Raw genomic sequence first — 16,904 nt, forward strand, 5'->3', positions numbered from 1 at the left:
CGAGGGGAGGAGATGATGAAGATGGCGATGCAGGAGGCAGAAAATATTGAGGCCCTCTGGCAGTTGTATGAAACCGAGAAGACGGTTGATGTGCGCAATCGCATTGCCGAATACTATCTTCCCCTTGTTCGGCTGGTCGCCGGACGCATCGCCATCAGTCTCCCACAGCATGTCGACCGGGAGGATTTGCTGAGCAGCGGTTTTTTCGGTCTGCTGGATGCCATTGAGCGCTACGAACTCGCGCGCGGCAATAAATTTGAGACATATGCAGGCGTGCGCGTGCGCGGAGCAATGCTTGACCATCTGCGTGCAAAAGATTGGATTCCGGTCAGTGTACGCCAGAATATCAAGAAGTATGAGAAAGCGGTTGCGCGCCTTGAGGGAGAGCTTGGCCGCACAGCAACCGATGAGGAACTGGCTGCAGAGCTGGATCTCTCGATCGAAGGTCTGCACCGTCTGGAGGGGCAGGTTAGTGCTGCGACAATCATTCCGCTTGAGGAGTATCTGCGCACAGACTCACCTGCGTCTATGGAAGATGGTCCCGTCGAGTACGCAGAGTGGAGCGAGGTCAAGGATACACTTGCGGCAGCGATTGAGAAACTTCCAGAGAAGGAACGAGTTGTTGTTGGTCTTTATTATTACGATGAGATGACCCTAAAAGAGATTGCAGCCATTCTGCATCTTTCGGAGGCTCGTATCTCACAGCTGCACACGAAGGCGATTTTCCGTATGCGCGGGTATTTGGCCCGCATGAATGACGAGGAATGAGCTACGTTTGCACAGAAAATAGTTGTAATAGAGCCGCAATTTTGATGGATCGGGAGTGGTATTGTGGATCGAACTATTGGGGGAGTACGCGAGGGGTTTCAGCTTGTTATCAAAGCGGATGGAAATTATGTTACCGTTTACCCGGAGGACAAGGATAGACCTGTCATCAGCGTTGCGGTATTGAAGGACCGTCTCGCAGAGGAGGGGGTCATCAATTATGATGATATCCAGCTGGCCCGTCTTGTGCGTGCAGCGGACGGTTTTGAGGTGAAATTGAATCCGGCATCGGACGATGAGGGGGGCAACGAGGTCATCCCCTTTTCCATTGAGATTGCACGTGATGCAATGACGGCTGCGATTCGTTTCGATGAGAAGCATGGAAATCTGCCGCCTGATGTCACTGATGTGCTCAATGCGCTTGCAGCCAAAAAAGTAATCTACGGCATTGATCGCGAGGCGATTGGACGTGGTGTCGCACGACTCACACCCTTTATGGCAGCGCGTGGGACGCAGCCCGAGGCGGGAACAGATGCACGCATTGAAAAGAAATTTGATATGGGCACCAAGGGACGTCCTGCTGAGCGTGCCTATGATCGTGTCGACTATAAGGATATGAATATTTTTATCCGAGCACAGATTGGTGATGTGCTCGCGGTTCGCATCCCTGAAACTGCCGGCGTGTCCGGAAAAAATGTCTTTGGTGAAGAGGTTCCGGCGAGGCCGGGGAAACCTGCGGTGTTGCCGCAAGGTAAAAATACCAAGATTGTAAACGAGCATGAGCTCGTGGCACTCATTGACGGGCAGATTGCGGATGATGGGAAGAAGATCAGCGTCGATCCGCACCTGGTGATCGACTCGAGCGTCGATGTCGGGACGGGCAATATTGATTTTGCCGGCAGCGTCGAAATTAAGGGGGATGTGGAGAGCGGTTTCACGGTTAAGGCTGCAGGAGATGTTGAGATCAAGGGGATGATCGGCGGTGCGCAGGTGGAAGGGCGCAACGTCATCGTGCACGGCGGCATTCGCGGCATGAATATTGGAAAGATATCTGCTACGGAGGATGTCAGCATCTCGTTCGTCGAGAATGCCAACATCTCTGCTGGACGGGATATATACGTCAATGACGTCGTCCTGCATTCGGAGATGCGGGCCGGACATCACGTCCGTGTAGAGGGGCGACGCGGCGTTATTACCGGAGGGAGCATCGGCGCTGGAGAATCCATCCTCGCTAAGACCTATGGCAATAACTTCTACGTGCAGACAAATTTGCATGTTGGTGTTGATCCAAACTTGAAGCATCGCTATGAGGCGCTGTCCAAGGAATGCGAGATGGCGGTCAAGCGGTTGACCGAAATGCGGCTCTCGCTCGAAACGTTAAAAAAACAACCTCTTATGAGCCTTTCTGAGCGCCGCCGAGAACAGCTCGTCGAGATGACGCACGCGCAGTTCCCGCTTGCCGGCAAAGTCAAAGAAATGCAGGAAGAGCTTCAGCGGATGAATGAGGAATTGGAGCAGATGAAGAACGGTGTGATTCTTGCCTCGGAAACGATCTACCCCGGTGTCAATGTGACGATCAATGGGGTAAAGAAATCCATTGAGGGAGAGCTGCATCACGCACGTCTGCAGATGATTGACGGGGAGATTGCTGTAGGTATCTTTTAAGAGAGGCAGGTATCGCCATGAATGTTACACCGATCAGCATGCAGATGATGTTTCCGCAGTCCAATGAGGCGGGGAATGTGCAAAGCAATTTGCAGAACCAGGTTAATATCCAGCAGAGCTTTGAGTCGATCCGTCAGAAAGAGGATGCCGAACTTGCGCGCCAACAGGTGCGTGCAAAGGAAGAGGCGAGTGAGGATGCCCGCGTGAAGGATGACCCGGAACGTGAGCGCCGCCAGGGCGGTCAGGAGCAGCATCAGCGCCGTCGTTCACGCGGCGAGGATCATGGGGCGGAGCTGCTGCAGCGCCTGGCTTCTGATCCAAATCGCGGCGTACATCTCGATATTACTTTGTAAGTCATTAGGAAAGCACCGATAAGGGAGGCATCCTGTTATTATATCCATCACCGAAATTTTGGGCGCACTCATCATCCTCGGCGCTGTCCTTTTGCTCATCGTGCGGTATATCCTTCATCGCAGGCAGCGGAGCGAGGAGGATGATGAGGATCTTGCGGCGTCCATTGATAAACTGAAAAAAGAACTGCAACAGTCCGCAGATACAATTATCAAGAGGCTCGGCTCTCACGTGACAAAACTCGAGGGCCTCCTGCGTGAGGCTGATGACCGCCGTGTGCGTCTCGAGACGCGCGTGGCAGATGCACAGCGCCTCGAATGGGCGCTGCGTCAGCGCATTGAAGAACTGGAGCGGCGCCTGAGTGATCTCGGACAGATACAGGCTGTACCAGTCGTGCATCCTGCGGAGAGCCATGCTGCGCATATGGCAGAGATTCCCCCTCAGGTACAGGAGACGAGGCGTACGGATGGGGATGAATTCGCGGCTGTGCTGCACCAATCCATTCTGCGTGAGCAGGCTCGCGCCAGTGACGTAACCCAGCAGCCGGTTTATGCAGCGCCTCGCCCAACACCAATTTCCGCACCGATGCCGAGAGCTGTTGTGCAGGAACACGTACAGGCGAGCATACCTCATATGCCTCCGCAGGAGATGCCGCATATTCAATATCCCTCCACGCCTCCGCCCATCCTGCCTACAGAGGAACCTGCTGTGATCGAGGAGACAGCGGATGTGCAGGAAGACGAGGCTCTCATCAAGGCACGTGCCCTTTTGCGTGCGGGGCGGAGTATTGAACAGGTAGCACGTGAAACTGGAGTTGAGATCGGTGCGCTTCGCCTCATGAAGCAGATGACGCAGAGGGATTGACAAACGGACAAAACCTCGATATAATACCTCTTGTTCGGGACGTAGCTCAGCTTGGTAGAGCGCTTCCTTGGGGTGGAAGAGGTCGTGAGTTCAAATCTCGTCGTTCCGACCATTTTTCAGCATAGGAACCTCCGCGCGAGTGCGCGGAGGGTTTTTTGCGTAAGGAGGAGGGTTTCTATGAATCTGATCGTAGATAACGGCATTTTGCAGGTGCTGCTGATTGCCGTTATGTTCCTCTCTGTCATGGTGGAGGTCAAAACAGGAGGACTCGGCGTCGGTGTTCTGCTTGGCATCGTTGCGGCTGCCGTCTTTTGGGGCAGTCAGTATACGCGTGGGCTTGTGGAGCTTTATCACATTGCGGTCTTTCTCGCGGGTGTCCTGATGATCATTGTGGAGATCCTGCTGCCGACGGTAGGACTTCTGGCGGGACTCGGCGTTGCGGCAATGCTTTACAGCATTGTCCTTGCTCTCGGTGGGGATATTGGTGCACTGGCCGCACTTGGGATCGCGCTTGTCATTTCGATTGTGCTGTTCCTGCTCATCGTCTCGCGTCTGCCGTCGAGCAAACTCTGGAATAAGATTGTTCTGCAAAAGAGTTCACGCACGGAAGAAGGTTATGTCAGTGCTGAGGAACAGTTGGATATCGTAGGGAAAGTGGGCGAGGTGCTGACAGAGCTGCGTCCTTCGGGGACGGCTCGCATCGACGGGCGTCCTGTGGATGTGATCTCAGAGGGCACCTTCATTCAGAAGGGAAAGCAGATTGTTGTCCTGTCCGTGAACGGCAGCCGAGTCGTTGTGCGCGAGGCATAATAAAGATTCACGGAGATAATTAAGGAGGTTCGTATGGGAACATTGTTTGGAGGAGCATTCCTCATTGTCATCGTTATTCTGGCTGTGTCCATCTTTTTGCACTTTGTGCCCCTTGGCCTGTGGGTGTCCGCGATCTCGGCCAATGTCTCGGTGGGCATCATATCGCTCATCGGTATGCGCCTGCGCCGTGTGCCGCCCAGTCGCATCGTTCTGCCGCTCATCAAGGCAAATAAGGCGGGACTGGATGTGAGCGTTAATCAGCTTGAGGCCCACTATCTTGCGGGCGGAAATGTGGACAAGGTCGTTGATGCACTGATCGCCTCGCATCGCGCCCAGATCAATCTGCCCTTCGAGCGGGCGGCAGCGATCGATCTCGCAGGCCGCGATGTGCTGGATGCCGTGCAGATGAGTGTCAACCCGAAGGTCATTGAGACGCCGATTGTCTCCGCCGTTGCGGCAAACGGTATCGAACTGAAGATCAAGGCACGCGTCACCGTGCGTGCGAATATCGACCGTCTCGTCGGCGGTGCGGGCGAGCCGACCATCATCGCGCGTGTCGGTGAGGGCATTGTCACAACGGTCGGTTCCTCGGAGAACCATAAGGACGTGCTCGCGAATCCCGATGACATCTCCAAGACGGTTCTTGGCAAGGGCCTTGATGCCGGAACGGCGTTCGAGATTCTCTCGATCGATATCGCGGATGTCGATGTTGGGCGCAACATCGGTGCGGAGCTGCAGACCGATCAGGCAGAGGCGGACAAGCGCATCGCACAGGCAAAGGCAGAGGAACGCCGCGCGATGGCGGTTGCGCGTGAGCAGGAAATGAAGGCGTATACGCAGGAGATGGAGGCAAAGGTGGTCGAGGCACAGTCCGAGGTGCCGCACGCGATGGCACAGGCATTGCGCGAGGGAAAACTTGGCGTGATGGATTACTATCAGCTGAACAATATCCAATCCGATACCGACATGCGTCAGGCGATCAGTTCAGCAGGCAAGGCGGAGGAAAAACATCCGGCACAGCCTCTAAAGTGAGGGATGTGGTATGACATATCTCATACTCATTGTGATCGCCGTAGCGGTTGCCCTTTTGGACGATCGTGTGCGCGGCAAAAAGAAGGTGCCGCCGCCGACCGTGCCGCAGGACATTCCGCGTCCGAAGAAGCGTGCAGAACAGAATGCGACATTCGATATCCCGCCGATGCGCGGCGTTCCTGTTGATGTGCAGATCGCAGCAGAGGAAGATGTACTGCATGCCCAGGAGCTTCGTACAAAGTGGGAAGATGCACGCAAGGAGGCACAGCGCGCAAAACGCGCGCGTGAGCGTGAAGAGCGTGCCGCCCGCCTTGCTGCAGAGGAGGCGGAGGCGGCGCTTTCAGCTGCTCCGCGAGCGGCTGGGCGAAGAACGGCTGCCGTGCTTCCGCAGCTCACGCCAGATGCGATGAAACAGGCTGTCGTCTTTGCTGAAATCCTTGGAAAACCGCGCGCCCTGCGCAGATTTCCACAGAGATAAAGAAAGCCGAGACTCATCACGCTTTGCGATGGGGCTCGGCTTTTTTGATGCAGTTATTTAATTTGATTCAGCAGCTCTGCGATTGCATATGGATTTGCATCGCGGTCAGTGCAGTTAATGATGGGCTGTGCACCGAGCATAACGGTGCGGCCCTCGACGTGTGCCCCGGAAGCAGCATGCCCGTTTTTATATGCTGCTGCAAGATTCCCCATGACGAAATAAGCACGTTCGGCAGAGCTCATGCCGCCAGATGGGGCAGGAGTTAACAAAACTTTCTTATTTACAGATACGACGCCGTCCTTTACCGTAACCCTGCCGCCGCTCATCTCTGTCAATTTCTTTGAATAGTTGTCGCGGCGCGCCGCATTGGATGGATGATCGGCAGCACCGGACATGATGTCAAAGGCACTCGCAGAGTTGTTTCCTGAGAGATCAATGACGCGCTGCCAGACAGCAGCCGTTGCACCGGGGTTGTAGGGTGAGCGGGAGATGTACTCAAATGCGAGATTATCTGCCTCCCACTCCATCGGCTTCGTGAGTCCCTGTCCCTTCCAAATGTTTGCAGCGATGGCACCGAGGACGGTCCCGGTAGCATTTGCCAGGATAGCAGGCCCCAACGAGCGCTTCATCCCTTTTGCAGGATGGTCCTTCTGGCCATGCCCCATCTCATGGGCGAGAACAACGGCAATTTCGTCCTCGTTTGTCAGATAACCGTAGAGTCCAACATTGACGCTCATATTGTGCCCGAGTGTGCAGAAGGCATTGAAGCTTTCCTCACGATTGATGAAGTAATTGTAGGGACGATCGTAGACCGTAGGGTCCATCGAACCAATTGCTGCCGTCAGATTTGCGAAGATGCGGTCGAGCTGATTATTGAGATCATGGCGATAGTAGATGCCATATTCCCCCTTGAGTTCATCCAAGAGCTGCTGGCGACCTTCTTCGGTCGTGTTGTAGTATTTGATCTGCTTGTTCATTTCGGTTGCTGCGACCGCACCGCCGATAACGGCCCCGATGATGCTGCCCGTACCTGCCTCCGCGGTGGCAGGCGGCAAAGCAATACCCCCTGTCATCACCGCGGAGAGTGCGAGAGCAATGGCTCTCTTCATCCATTTTTTATTTCTCATATGTCCTCCTCATTCCACCATCCTAGGACAATATTATATATGATAGAGTGATCCTCGTCTATGGAAGAGAGGTTATAAAACACCTGTGAATATGAGGCTGATTTCATGAATAACGAGGACCCGTCTTACATAGAATTCTTGACACTATAGAGAAAAAACATTAAAATGGATAGAAGTATTCTATATGACTTTATGGACAATGAAAAAGGAGGTGGCCGTTATTCTTACTGAAATACTGGGGGTAATTATTGCTGTTGCCATCGGTGCTGCTGCAGGATACTATGCACGCAGGCGCTCGGCAGAGGCTCAGATAGGATCAGCGGAAAACGAGGCAAGACGCATTCTCGAAGAGGCCGAGAGGCGTGCAGAGACTAAGCAGAAGGAAGTTCTGCTCGAGGCAAAGGAAGAGATTCAGCGTCAGCGGCAGGATTTCGAGCGGGATACGAAGGAGCGCCGCAGTGAGCTGCAGCGTCTTGAACGCCGTACAATTCAAAAGGAAGAAAACCTCGACCGCAAACTCGAATCCATCGAGAAGAAAGAAGAGGGGCTTTCGCGTAAAGAGGCACGGATCGACAAGACACAGGCGGAGATCACGGCCCTCTATGAAAGTCAGAAACAGGAACTGGAACGTGTGTCGGGACTCTCTGCAGAGGAGGCTCGTACGATCCTCATGGCTGAGGCAGAGGAGGAGCTGAAGCACGAAAAGGCACGCAAAATCAAGGAGTACATCCAGCAGACGAAGGATGAGGCTGACAAGGCTGCGCGCGAGATTCTGAGCGTTGCGATTCAGCGCTGTGCGGCGGACCATGTGGCAGAGACGACGGTCTCGGTCGTCGCTCTTCCAAACGACGAGATGAAGGGGCGTATCATCGGACGAGAGGGACGCAACATCCGTACCCTTGAGACACTGACGGGCATCGATCTCATCATCGACGATACACCGGAGGCGGTTATCCTCTCAGGATTTGATCCCGTACGGCGCGAGGTAGCGCGCATTGCTCTCGAGAAGCTGATCCAGGATGGCCGTATCCACCCGGCACGCATCGAGGAGATGATCGAGAAGGCTCGTCGTGAGGTCGATCAGCGCATCAAGGAGGCAGGAGAACAGGCGACATTTGAGACGGGGGTGCATGGCATTCATCCCGAACTGGTTCGCCTTCTCGGACGGATGCGCTATCGGACAAGCTACGGGCAGAATGTTCTTGCGCATTCTATTGAGGTTGCACATCTTGCGGGGCTCATGGCGGCAGAACTCGAGTGTGACGTGATGCTGGCAAAGCGCGGCGGACTCCTGCACGACATCGGCAAGGCTGTCAGCCACGAAGTCGAGGGACCGCATGTCACGGTCGGAGCGGATCTCGCGCGCAAGTACCGTGAGTCCAAAGAGGTTATCAATATTATCGAATCCCATCACGGCGACGTGGAGGCGACGACGATCGAGGCCGTTCTCGTTGCGGCAGCAGATGCTGTCTCGGCAGCACGCCCCGGCGCACGGCGTGAAAGTCTGGAGTCGTATATCAAGCGCCTCAAAGCCCTCGAGGAGATTGCTGAGTCGTTTGACGGCGTGGAACGCTGCTTTGCTATCCAGGCAGGGCGTGAGATCCGCGTCATGGTGAAGCCGGATAAGGTGGATGATGCGGGAGCGGCCGTGCTTGTTCATGACATCGTGAAGAAGATCGAGGGCGACCTCGAATATCCTGGTCAGATCAAGGCGACGGTCATTCGCGAAACACGTGTTGTAGACTATGCGAAGTAATGTCAATGCCATTGTGACGGATCGAATGGGGGTATAACCCCTTTTCCAGGAATCTCTGCGCTGTGCAGAGATTTTGCTAGGAGGGCATATGCAGCAGCTGACATATATCGTTTCCGGTACCGCTGATGCCCAGCGCAAAGCGGAACAGGCAAAGGAAAAACTGGATCGCATCCCACATGTCGAGTCCCTGCTGATCACGATCGCGGCACCTTGTGAGATGCCGATTGATAAGGCCCTGCGTATACAGAAGGCCGTGCGTGAGTTGTTTCCGGATGCACGTATTTTGGTGCATACATGTGCCCTTAAGATGGCTGATCTGCGCCTCGATACGGATGGGGTTATGCTGACCTTTACGGCATTTGAGGCCTCGCAGGTGGAATTCGTTACCGTGGACGGCAACACATCGGATACGGCAACGACGGAGCATTTCATCAACTTTGTCGCTGCGCGCCCGCACACGAGGCTCATCGAGTTCTTTGTGGTTGGTCTAATGGATCAAATTGATGATCTTTTTGAGGGTTTTTCTGCGATTGATGAGCGCATTGAGGTTTTCGGCGCATTTGTTGATGCGGCGCCTATGGATGCACATGGTTACATTATCGCCGATGATGCTGTGATAAACCTCGGTATACTCGCCGTTGCCTTCCACGGCGAAACATTGGAGGCATATGTCACACAAAATTTCGGATGGAACCCACTCGGGCGTGAGATCGTTGCAACACGTGTGGATGGCTGCACGATCAAGGAGCTTGATGGGGACACCCCTCTCAAGATCTATGAACGATATTTCGGGATCAAGGGGGATGGCGACTTCAGTGCGGATGCCGCGCTCTTTCCCCTCTGCTTTGAGGAGGAAGATGGATCTATCTCTGCACGCGTGCCCATCAAGATCGAGGAGGGGAGCGGCGAGCTCACCTTCGGCATTCCCATGCAGGTGGGGACGAAGTTCCGCCTTTCCTATGGTGATCCCTACTGGATCCTCTCCAAGGCGGCAGAGAATGCGCGCGGTATGTCAGAGTTTTCTCCTCAGGTCATCCTTGGCACCTCCTGCATCGGACACTATCTTCTGCTGGGAGATGATATTCTAGCAGAGATGACGCCATGTGCGGGCTTTCCATCATCGACCGTATTTGTGTTCGGTGAGGTGCGCCGCGTGGGAAAACGTATCTCCCCAGCGAATCTGAATGTCCTTCTCGTTGGACTGAAAGAGGATCCAGGGTATGTCAAGAATATTCGACTCCAGACCAAACGTGTTGCACATCTTTCCTATAATCGCAAGATGCTCGCATTTATGTCCCACTTTATTCGTGTCTCGGAGGCGGAACTCTCTACGGCAAATCAGCGCCTCAGCGACCTCGCAAGCCGTGACGCTCTGACGAATCTCCTGAATCGCCGCGAGATGGATCGTCTCCTGAGGGATGCTGTTGCACGCTCGCAGGAACTTAAGACACCGCTCTCTGTCATTCTGATGGATATTGATCACTTTAAAGAAGTCAATGATACCTATGGCCACGATATGGGAGATAAGGTGCTGTTGGTCGTTGCAGATGCTATCTCACATACGATCCGCGGATCAGACGCTGGTTGTCGCTGGGGCGGCGATGAGTTCTTTATCATCCTGGAGGGAGCTCCGATCGCTGTTGCAGGCAGAGTCGGTGAGCGCATTCGCCGTAGGGTAGAGGCCGCCGATATGCCCTTTGATCGTCACATTACGGTCAGTGTCGGCGTCGCAGCGTTTGACTCGGAGAACGACAACGAGCTTCAGCTCTTTAAGAATGCCGATGAGGCTCTTTATCAGGCAAAGAACGCAGGCCGCAATGCAGTCTATGCGCTCGGCCTTGGACGTATCAGCAGTGCGGAATAATAAGATGAGGAAAGGAGACAGGTGTCGTGTTTGATTTTTTGCGCAAACATTTTTCGGGGCGCCGCTCCATTTCCACAAAGAGCGACCAAGTTCGCCCAGGGGTTCAGCTGCTCGCCTCCGTTCTCGTCTGTTTCCCCGAGATCGAGGCTGTTTCCTATGATCCTGCAGAGGAACTGCTGACGATGGACTTCATCGTTCGTGATCTTGTGCCCCCGGCGGAGATCGAGAAATTTGCGGCCCTCCTCGCCGAGAGCATTGAAACGTATCAGATGATCGAGGGAGGCACGGTTAGCGAGATGGATTTCTCCTATGAGCGGCATGAGGGCCTCACGATGTTTCATCTCTCACGCAGAATGGATGAGGTTTCAGAGCGGGAGCTGAATCTCGTCGTGCAGATTCTGAAAGATCGTTTTGGGGAAAAGCTGCGCATCGATCCGCATGGAGCGGATACCCTCGACTCGGAGTTTCGTACACTTCAGCATGAGACGCTTGAACGCATGCTGATGGCGGTGCGGGAGCTTCCTCTGCGGGACCGTCTCGTCGGTATCCGAGAGCGTGACCAGGTCGTCGTCTACAATCGATGAGCAGAATGGAGCTTCGGAGGAGGAATAGTCGTGCGTATCATGCTGGTCGGTGATGTTGTCGGCCGTGCGGGACGACGGGCATTTCGTACGATTACGCCGCGTCTTCGCCTGGAGCACAGGATCGATGTCGTCATTGTCAACGGAGAGAACTCGGCCGGCGGAAAGGGCTTTACACGCAAGGCTCTTGACGAACTCTATTCAGGCGGCGCGGATATTGTAACTGCGGGCAATCACGTCTGGGATAAGAAGGATGTCTTTGCCTTCATCGATGAGGAACCGTTTCTGGTTCGTCCTGCGAACTATCCGGAGGGGACCCCAGGAAAAGGATACTGCATTTTCCCGTTCAAGGCAGCAAACATTGCTGTGCTCAACCTATCAGGCCGTTCTTTCATGCCTGCGCTTGACTGTCCATTTCAGAAGGCAGATGAGCTTCTCGGTGAGATCGAAGGGCAGGTGGATGTCATCGTGCTCGACTTTCACGCCGAGACCACCTCGGAAAAACTAGCGATGGGTCACTATCTTGATGGACGCGTCGATATCGTGGTCGGGACACATACGCATGTGCAGACTGCAGATGCGCAGATCCTTCCAAGGGGCACTGCCTATATCACGGACCTTGGCATGGTGGGTCCCTACGATTCCATCCTCGGTGTACGTACGGACATCGTGATTCAGAAGTTTCGCACGGGCATGCCCGTGCGGTTTGAAATGGCGGAGGGGCCATCGGAGTATGCCGCCGTGATCGTCGACATCGACCCCAGTGGGAGCCGTGCGGCGACGATCGAGCGCATTTTGCTCCGCGAAGAATCTTGAGTGAGGAGAAGACGTATGCCAAGTGATCTGCATATTCATACGAGCTTTTCCGATGGTCGGGATACACCAGAGGAGGTCGCAGAGGCTGCAAAGAGTGCGGGACTGCACTACATCGCCATTACAGATCATGACAGTGTTGAGGGCGTTACTGCACTGTATGAAAGTGGTCACTATACATCAGGCAGCAGCCTCCGCATCATTCCTGGAGTGGGGTTCACTGCGGGTGGTGCAGAGTACGATATCCACATCCTTGGCTACCACATCGATATATACGATGCCGGGCTTCAAGAGAAGCTCGAAGAGATCAGTGAAGCGCGCTGGATCCGTTTTACAGAGATTGTGGAACGACTGCGTGGCCTTGGCTATGAAATCGGTGAGACCGAGGTGCTGACGGATGAGGGGCTCTGCAAGGCAGTTGGCCGCTCTCACGTGGCACGCGTACTTGTGAAAAAGGGATACTTTGAATCGATACGCGACTGCTTTGATGAACTTTTGCGCCGTGGACAGCCGGCCTATGTACCGCATTTCAAACTCAGCTCGGAGGAGCTGATCGCACTCATCAAAGAGGCGGGAGGGGTTCCCGTCCTCGCCAACCCCAAAGAAATTAAGGACGAGGGCATCATTGAGCGCCTTATCGAGCAGGGAATTGGGGGAATTGAGGCATTTTATCCGACGTATGACCGTCAGGATACGCAACACTATCTCGACATCGCACAGAAAAATGGCCTTCTCGTTTCTGGGGGGTCAGGCTATCGCGGGTTCAGTGGACGCGAACCCGATGTACTTGGAGAGTTTTCAATCGAAGATATTTACGCAGAAAATTTTTATCGTCCGCCGCTTCCGGTGTGAGAGATCGTCGCGTGAAATGAAAGAGGAGAGACACAATGGACGTCATTGCACTTGTCGGACCAAGCGGTACCGGCAAAAGCCACCGCGCCCTATGGGTAGCTCAGAAAAATGGCGCAGATGCCATCATCGATGATGGCATTCTCATCAAGGATGGAAAGGTGATTGGCGGTACCTCTGCAAAAAAGGAGAAGAATCGCATCATGGCTGTTCGGCGTGCGATCTTCGTGCTGCCTGGACATGCCTCCGACGTACGTCGGGCGATTGCAGAGTCGCAGCCGCGCCGCATCCTGATCCTCGGCACCTCGGAAAATATGGTGCAAAAGATTGCAAAGGCACTCAAGATCGGCTCTGTGAGCAAAATAATCCGCATTGAGGACATCGCCTCGAAGAAGGATATGGAACTTGCACAGTACCACCGCCTGCGGCGTGGAGAACACATCATTCCCGTGCCGACCATCGAGCTGAAGCCCCATTTTTCCGGATATCTGATCGACCCGATCAAGAGCCTCTTCAAGACTTCGTCCTCGAAGCGCCGCCGTCTCGGCGAACGTTCCATTGTACGGCCAGTATTTAGCTACTATGGAAAACTCGTCATTGATGACTCAGTGATCAAGAGCATTGTGCACATCGTTGCAGAAAAACTTGAAGAAGTATACCGTGTCGGCACGACCCATGTAAAACATCTTGTGAATGGCGATGATGATCTCGGGATCATGGTGACGATCGAAGTCGTGTTTTCCTATGGGCATGCCATTGCGGAAACGATGGCAGCTTTGCGCAAAGACCTGCAAGTCGAGATCGAGCGTATGACGGGCATGGTCGTGCACGAAATTGATATTCTCGTCAAGAGCCTGCATGTGGACAAGGCAATTGCCGCGCGTGCGTAGAACGACCATAGATTAGATTTGCCGCCATCATCGAAACCGTTCTTCACTTTTTCTGGAAAAAATGTTAGAATGAAAAGGGTTTTTTTTAGAAACGTAGAACTAAATATATATCTGTTTTGTGTGCAGTTTTTTTCTGTACTCAAAAAATTACGGGGAAAGGAATGTGACGTTTCATGCTTGAGCAGCTGGTAAACACCTCGACGCTTGATATCGGCAGCCGAGCGCTCTCGGCAGCATCTCTGCGGCACGAAGTGCTCAGCAACAACATTGCCAACGTGAATACACCGAACTTCAAACGGAGTCATGTCCGTTTCGAGGATCTTCTGAAGCAGGAACTCGGACTTGACAGGGACCCCCTGATGAAGGTTGTGCGTACGCATGACCGGCATCTTCCCATTGCCTTTCACGGAAAGGTGCGTCCTGTGATCGAGCAGGATGCTGGGACGAACATGCGCCTGGACGGCAACAACGTCGATATTGACATCGAGATGGCTGAGGTCGCAAAGAATCAGCTCTATTACAGTGCTCTGGCGACAGCGGTGGGCGGACATATCAGTAAACTAAAGTCTGTCATCACCAGTGGACAGGGCAGCTGATAAGCGGGAGGACACGATATGGGAATGTTTCTGGGAATTGATGCGGCCGCTTCCGGCCTTACGGCGGAACGCCTGCGCATGGACGTGATCTCCAACAATATTGCAAACGCAAACACAACGCGTGCACAGGGAGGCGGTGCCTACCATCGTCGCTACGTTGTGTTTCAGCCGCGCGAGAAGGGGAATGGCATCGGATTCGAGGCATTCCTTGCGCGTGCATCGGATCGTATGCGCCCCGGGGATGGCGTGCGTGCGGTATCCATCCAGTCGGATCGCACGCAGGGGCCGCTTGTCTATGATCCGGGGCACCCGGATGCGAATGCGGATGGCTATGTAGAGCGTCCAAATGTTAATATTGTCGCTGAGATGGTAGATATGATCTCGGCATCCCGCGGCTACGAAGCAAATACAACGACCATCAATGCTGCAAAATCTATGGTGACGGCAGCCCTTCGTATTGGTGCGGGCAACTAAGCCGTGCGCACATTTTAAGGGAGATCAATGTATATGGAAGTACAAGCACTGCAAATGACCCCCGTAACGATGCGCGCAACGAGCCATCTGGGTGAGACCATTGAGAAAGAACCGCCAAAGAGCTTCGGTACCTATCTGAAAGACGCCCTCTCCGAGGTGAACAAGCTTCAGCTGGCATCGGATGAGCAGAACAAACTGCTTGCTGCTGGCGAAGTCTCGGATATCTCTCAGGTCGTCGTGGCAGGGCAGAAGGCAGAGATCGCACTCCAGCTGACACTGCAGCTGCGTAATCGTGCTATATCTGCCTATCAGGAAATCATGCGAATGCAGGTGTAATTGCAGCCTGCCGTTTTCGTGTGCCTATTGGAGGCACCGCATAACCGTGATGACTTGAAGGGAAAGAGATTATGGGAGAGTGGAAAGAGCGCGGCCTTGCCATGTGGGAACGCTTTGACAAGCGCCAGCGCTACATCATGCTCGGGTCGGCACTCGCGATCCTCGTCCTCATCTTTGGACTGAGCTTTTGGTATGGCAGCAAGCCGGATATGGTGCCGCTGTTCACCAACATGGAGACCAAGGATGCAGGTGAGGTCGCCAACCAACTGCGTGAATCGAATATCGCATATGAGGTACAGGAGAGCAAGACGGGCACAACGATCCTTGTACCGACGACGAATGTCCACGAGGCACGCCTGAATCTTGCAACGCAGGGGCTTCCTCGTGGGAACAAGGGATTTGAGATCTTCGATGACAGTAAGCTTGGCGTCACTGAGTTCCAGAACCGTGTGAACTATCTTCAGGCACTCCAAGGAGAACTGACGCGTACGATTGAGCAGCTTGAGGCTGTTGAGAAGGCACGTGTCCATATTGTGCTGCCAGAGGATAGCCTCTACAAGAAAGAGGAGAAGCCTGCGACAGCCTCTATTATGCTGCGCCTCAAGCCGCACGCGGAGCTGACGAAGAAAGAGATTAAGGGCATCGTCAACCTTGCGGCGCACAGTGTCAAGGGACTGACGCCTGAGAATATTACGATCGTTGACGACACAGGAAAAATTCTAAACGATCCAGATGACCAGGATGAGAACTCCATCGGCGTCAAGACGCTTACGCAGCTCGACATGACGCGCAAGGTGCAGGACAACATCGAGAAGAAAGTCCAGTCTCTGCTCGACCAGACCCTTGGTGAGGGGCGTGCGTTCGCGCGTGTCAGTGTGGAGCTTGACTTCGATGACCGCCTTACGGATCGCCAGACCTTTACACCGGTCGTCGATGATGCGGGCATCATTCGCAGCCAGCAGGACATCTCCGAGAGCTATGTCGGGAGTTCGACGAATCCCGGCGGCCCGGCAGGCGTACAGAGCAATGTTCCTGGCTATGTGGAACAGGAGGCGAATGCCAATGCCGAATACGAGAAAAAGGAATCCACGAAGAACTATGAGATCAACGAGGAGCGGCAGCATGTCATTGCGTCGCCAGGCTCCATTCGCCGTCTGACGGTTGCTGTCCTTGTCAACGAGGACGTGACCCAGCCGCAGCAGGAGAGTATTCTCCGTACGGTGAGCAGTGCTGCTGGGATCAACCCGCAGCGCGGAGATACGATCTCCGTGGAACCCCTGCCGTTCAGTACGGAGGCGGCGGAACGCCGCGCGGCCGAGGAGCAGGCGGAGAAGGATCGTCAGGACCGCATCTTCTACACGCAGGTCGGGCTTGCACTGCTTGTCATTGCTCTTATCGTTGGTGGTATTCTTATGTATCGCCGCAAGAAGCGCCTCGAGCGTGAGGCCGCTGAAGAGGCGCGCCGCCTTGAGGAAGAGCGGCTTGCAGAGGAGCGTGCCGCGGCGATCGCGGCAGGAGAGGTCGAGGAAGAAGATCTCTCTGAGGAGGAGCAGCATCAGATGAACCAGAAGCTCGCGCTCCTCACGCTCATCGATACGAAGCCAGAGGAAGTAGCACTCCTCGTTAAGACCTGGCTGACGGAGGAGGAGTAAG

General features: G+C 54.3%; 18 protein-coding genes and 1 tRNA gene. 18 read left to right on the plus strand and 1 reads right to left on the minus strand.

The features are described from left to right. The first annotated feature begins 12 nt into the window (after positions 1-12). From HMPREF1992_RS05860 to HMPREF1992_RS05895, 8 genes are all read left to right on the plus strand, one after another. Positions 13-768, plus strand: a complete 756-nt coding sequence (locus tag HMPREF1992_RS05860) for a FliA/WhiG family RNA polymerase sigma factor (protein WP_021684936.1) — start codon at positions 13-15, stop codon at positions 766-768. A 63-nt stretch (positions 769-831) separates the two neighbouring features. Beyond that, complete coding sequence (locus HMPREF1992_RS05865; protein WP_021684937.1) at positions 832-2,430, plus strand: DUF342 domain-containing protein; 1,599 nt, start codon at positions 832-834, stop codon at positions 2,428-2,430. Between the two features lie 17 nt (positions 2,431-2,447). Continuing rightward, positions 2,448-2,783, plus strand: coding sequence for a hypothetical protein (locus HMPREF1992_RS05870; protein WP_021684938.1), 336 nt, complete (start codon positions 2,448-2,450; stop codon positions 2,781-2,783). A 58-nt stretch (positions 2,784-2,841) separates the two neighbouring features. After that, entirely contained in the window at positions 2,842-3,645 is an 804-nt protein-coding gene (locus HMPREF1992_RS05875; protein ID WP_369791853.1) for a hypothetical protein, read from the plus strand. 35 nt (positions 3,646-3,680) lie between these two features. After that, positions 3,681-3,757, plus strand: a tRNA-Pro gene (locus tag HMPREF1992_RS05880). A 65-nt stretch (positions 3,758-3,822) separates the two neighbouring features. Next, positions 3,823-4,455 (plus strand): NfeD family protein, encoded by a 633-nt coding sequence (locus HMPREF1992_RS05885; RefSeq protein WP_021684941.1) that lies wholly within the window; start codon positions 3,823-3,825, stop codon positions 4,453-4,455. 33 nt (positions 4,456-4,488) lie between these two features. Further along, positions 4,489-5,487, plus strand: coding sequence for a flotillin-like protein FloA (gene floA, locus HMPREF1992_RS05890; protein WP_021684942.1), 999 nt, complete (start codon positions 4,489-4,491; stop codon positions 5,485-5,487). A gap of 10 nt (positions 5,488-5,497) precedes the next feature. After that, the gene (locus tag HMPREF1992_RS05895) at positions 5,498-5,965 is read left to right on the plus strand and encodes a hypothetical protein (RefSeq protein ID WP_021684943.1); all 468 of its coding nucleotides are present in this window, start codon (positions 5,498-5,500) and stop codon (positions 5,963-5,965) included. 53 nt (positions 5,966-6,018) lie between these two features. Here the strand turns inward: HMPREF1992_RS05895 and HMPREF1992_RS05900 are convergent, their stop codons facing one another. Further along, positions 6,019-7,092, minus strand: a complete 1,074-nt coding sequence (locus HMPREF1992_RS05900) for a M48 family metallopeptidase (RefSeq protein ID WP_021684944.1) — start codon at positions 7,090-7,092, stop codon at positions 6,019-6,021. A 199-nt stretch (positions 7,093-7,291) separates the two neighbouring features. On the opposite strand from HMPREF1992_RS05900, the gene rny reads away from it, so the two are divergent. From rny to fliF, 10 genes are all read left to right on the plus strand, one after another. Then, positions 7,292-8,848 carry a ribonuclease Y gene (gene rny / locus HMPREF1992_RS05905; RefSeq protein ID WP_021684945.1) on the plus strand — a complete coding sequence of 519 codons (1,557 nt, stop codon included), beginning with the start codon at positions 7,292-7,294 and terminating at the stop codon, positions 8,846-8,848. Between the two features lie 88 nt (positions 8,849-8,936). Continuing rightward, on the plus strand, positions 8,937-10,712 hold the full coding sequence (locus HMPREF1992_RS05910) for a diguanylate cyclase (protein ID WP_021684946.1): 1,776 nt from the start codon (positions 8,937-8,939) through the stop codon (positions 10,710-10,712). 26 nt (positions 10,713-10,738) lie between these two features. Continuing rightward, positions 10,739-11,296: a hypothetical protein gene (locus HMPREF1992_RS05915; RefSeq protein ID WP_021684947.1), complete on the plus strand. Its 558-nt coding sequence runs from the start codon at positions 10,739-10,741 to the stop codon at positions 11,294-11,296. A gap of 30 nt (positions 11,297-11,326) precedes the next feature. Then, positions 11,327-12,109 (plus strand): TIGR00282 family metallophosphoesterase, encoded by a 783-nt coding sequence (locus HMPREF1992_RS05920; RefSeq protein ID WP_037358767.1) that lies wholly within the window; start codon positions 11,327-11,329, stop codon positions 12,107-12,109. A 15-nt stretch (positions 12,110-12,124) separates the two neighbouring features. Continuing rightward, positions 12,125-12,958, plus strand: coding sequence for a PHP domain-containing protein (locus tag HMPREF1992_RS05925; protein WP_021684949.1), 834 nt, complete (start codon positions 12,125-12,127; stop codon positions 12,956-12,958). Positions 12,959-12,993: 35 nt separating this feature from the next. Then, complete coding sequence (locus tag HMPREF1992_RS05930; RefSeq protein WP_021684950.1) at positions 12,994-13,845, plus strand: Asp23/Gls24 family envelope stress response protein; 852 nt, start codon at positions 12,994-12,996, stop codon at positions 13,843-13,845. 173 nt (positions 13,846-14,018) lie between these two features. Further along, positions 14,019-14,441 carry a flagellar basal body rod protein FlgB gene (gene flgB, locus HMPREF1992_RS05935; protein WP_021684951.1) on the plus strand — a complete coding sequence of 141 codons (423 nt, stop codon included), beginning with the start codon at positions 14,019-14,021 and terminating at the stop codon, positions 14,439-14,441. Positions 14,442-14,459: 18 nt separating this feature from the next. Further along, on the plus strand, positions 14,460-14,915 hold the full coding sequence (gene flgC / locus HMPREF1992_RS05940; protein ID WP_021684952.1) for a flagellar basal body rod protein FlgC: 456 nt from the start codon (positions 14,460-14,462) through the stop codon (positions 14,913-14,915). 33 nt (positions 14,916-14,948) lie between these two features. Continuing rightward, positions 14,949-15,251, plus strand: coding sequence for a flagellar hook-basal body complex protein FliE (fliE, locus tag HMPREF1992_RS05945; protein ID WP_037358891.1), 303 nt, complete (start codon positions 14,949-14,951; stop codon positions 15,249-15,251). A gap of 71 nt (positions 15,252-15,322) precedes the next feature. Beyond that, entirely contained in the window at positions 15,323-16,903 is a 1,581-nt protein-coding gene (fliF, locus tag HMPREF1992_RS05950; protein ID WP_021684954.1) for a flagellar basal-body MS-ring/collar protein FliF, read from the plus strand. Position 16,904 lies beyond the last annotated feature (1 nt).

Source organism: Selenomonas sp. oral taxon 892 str. F0426 (assembly GCF_000468035.1).
GTDB lineage: Bacteria > Bacillota > Negativicutes > Selenomonadales > Selenomonadaceae > Centipeda.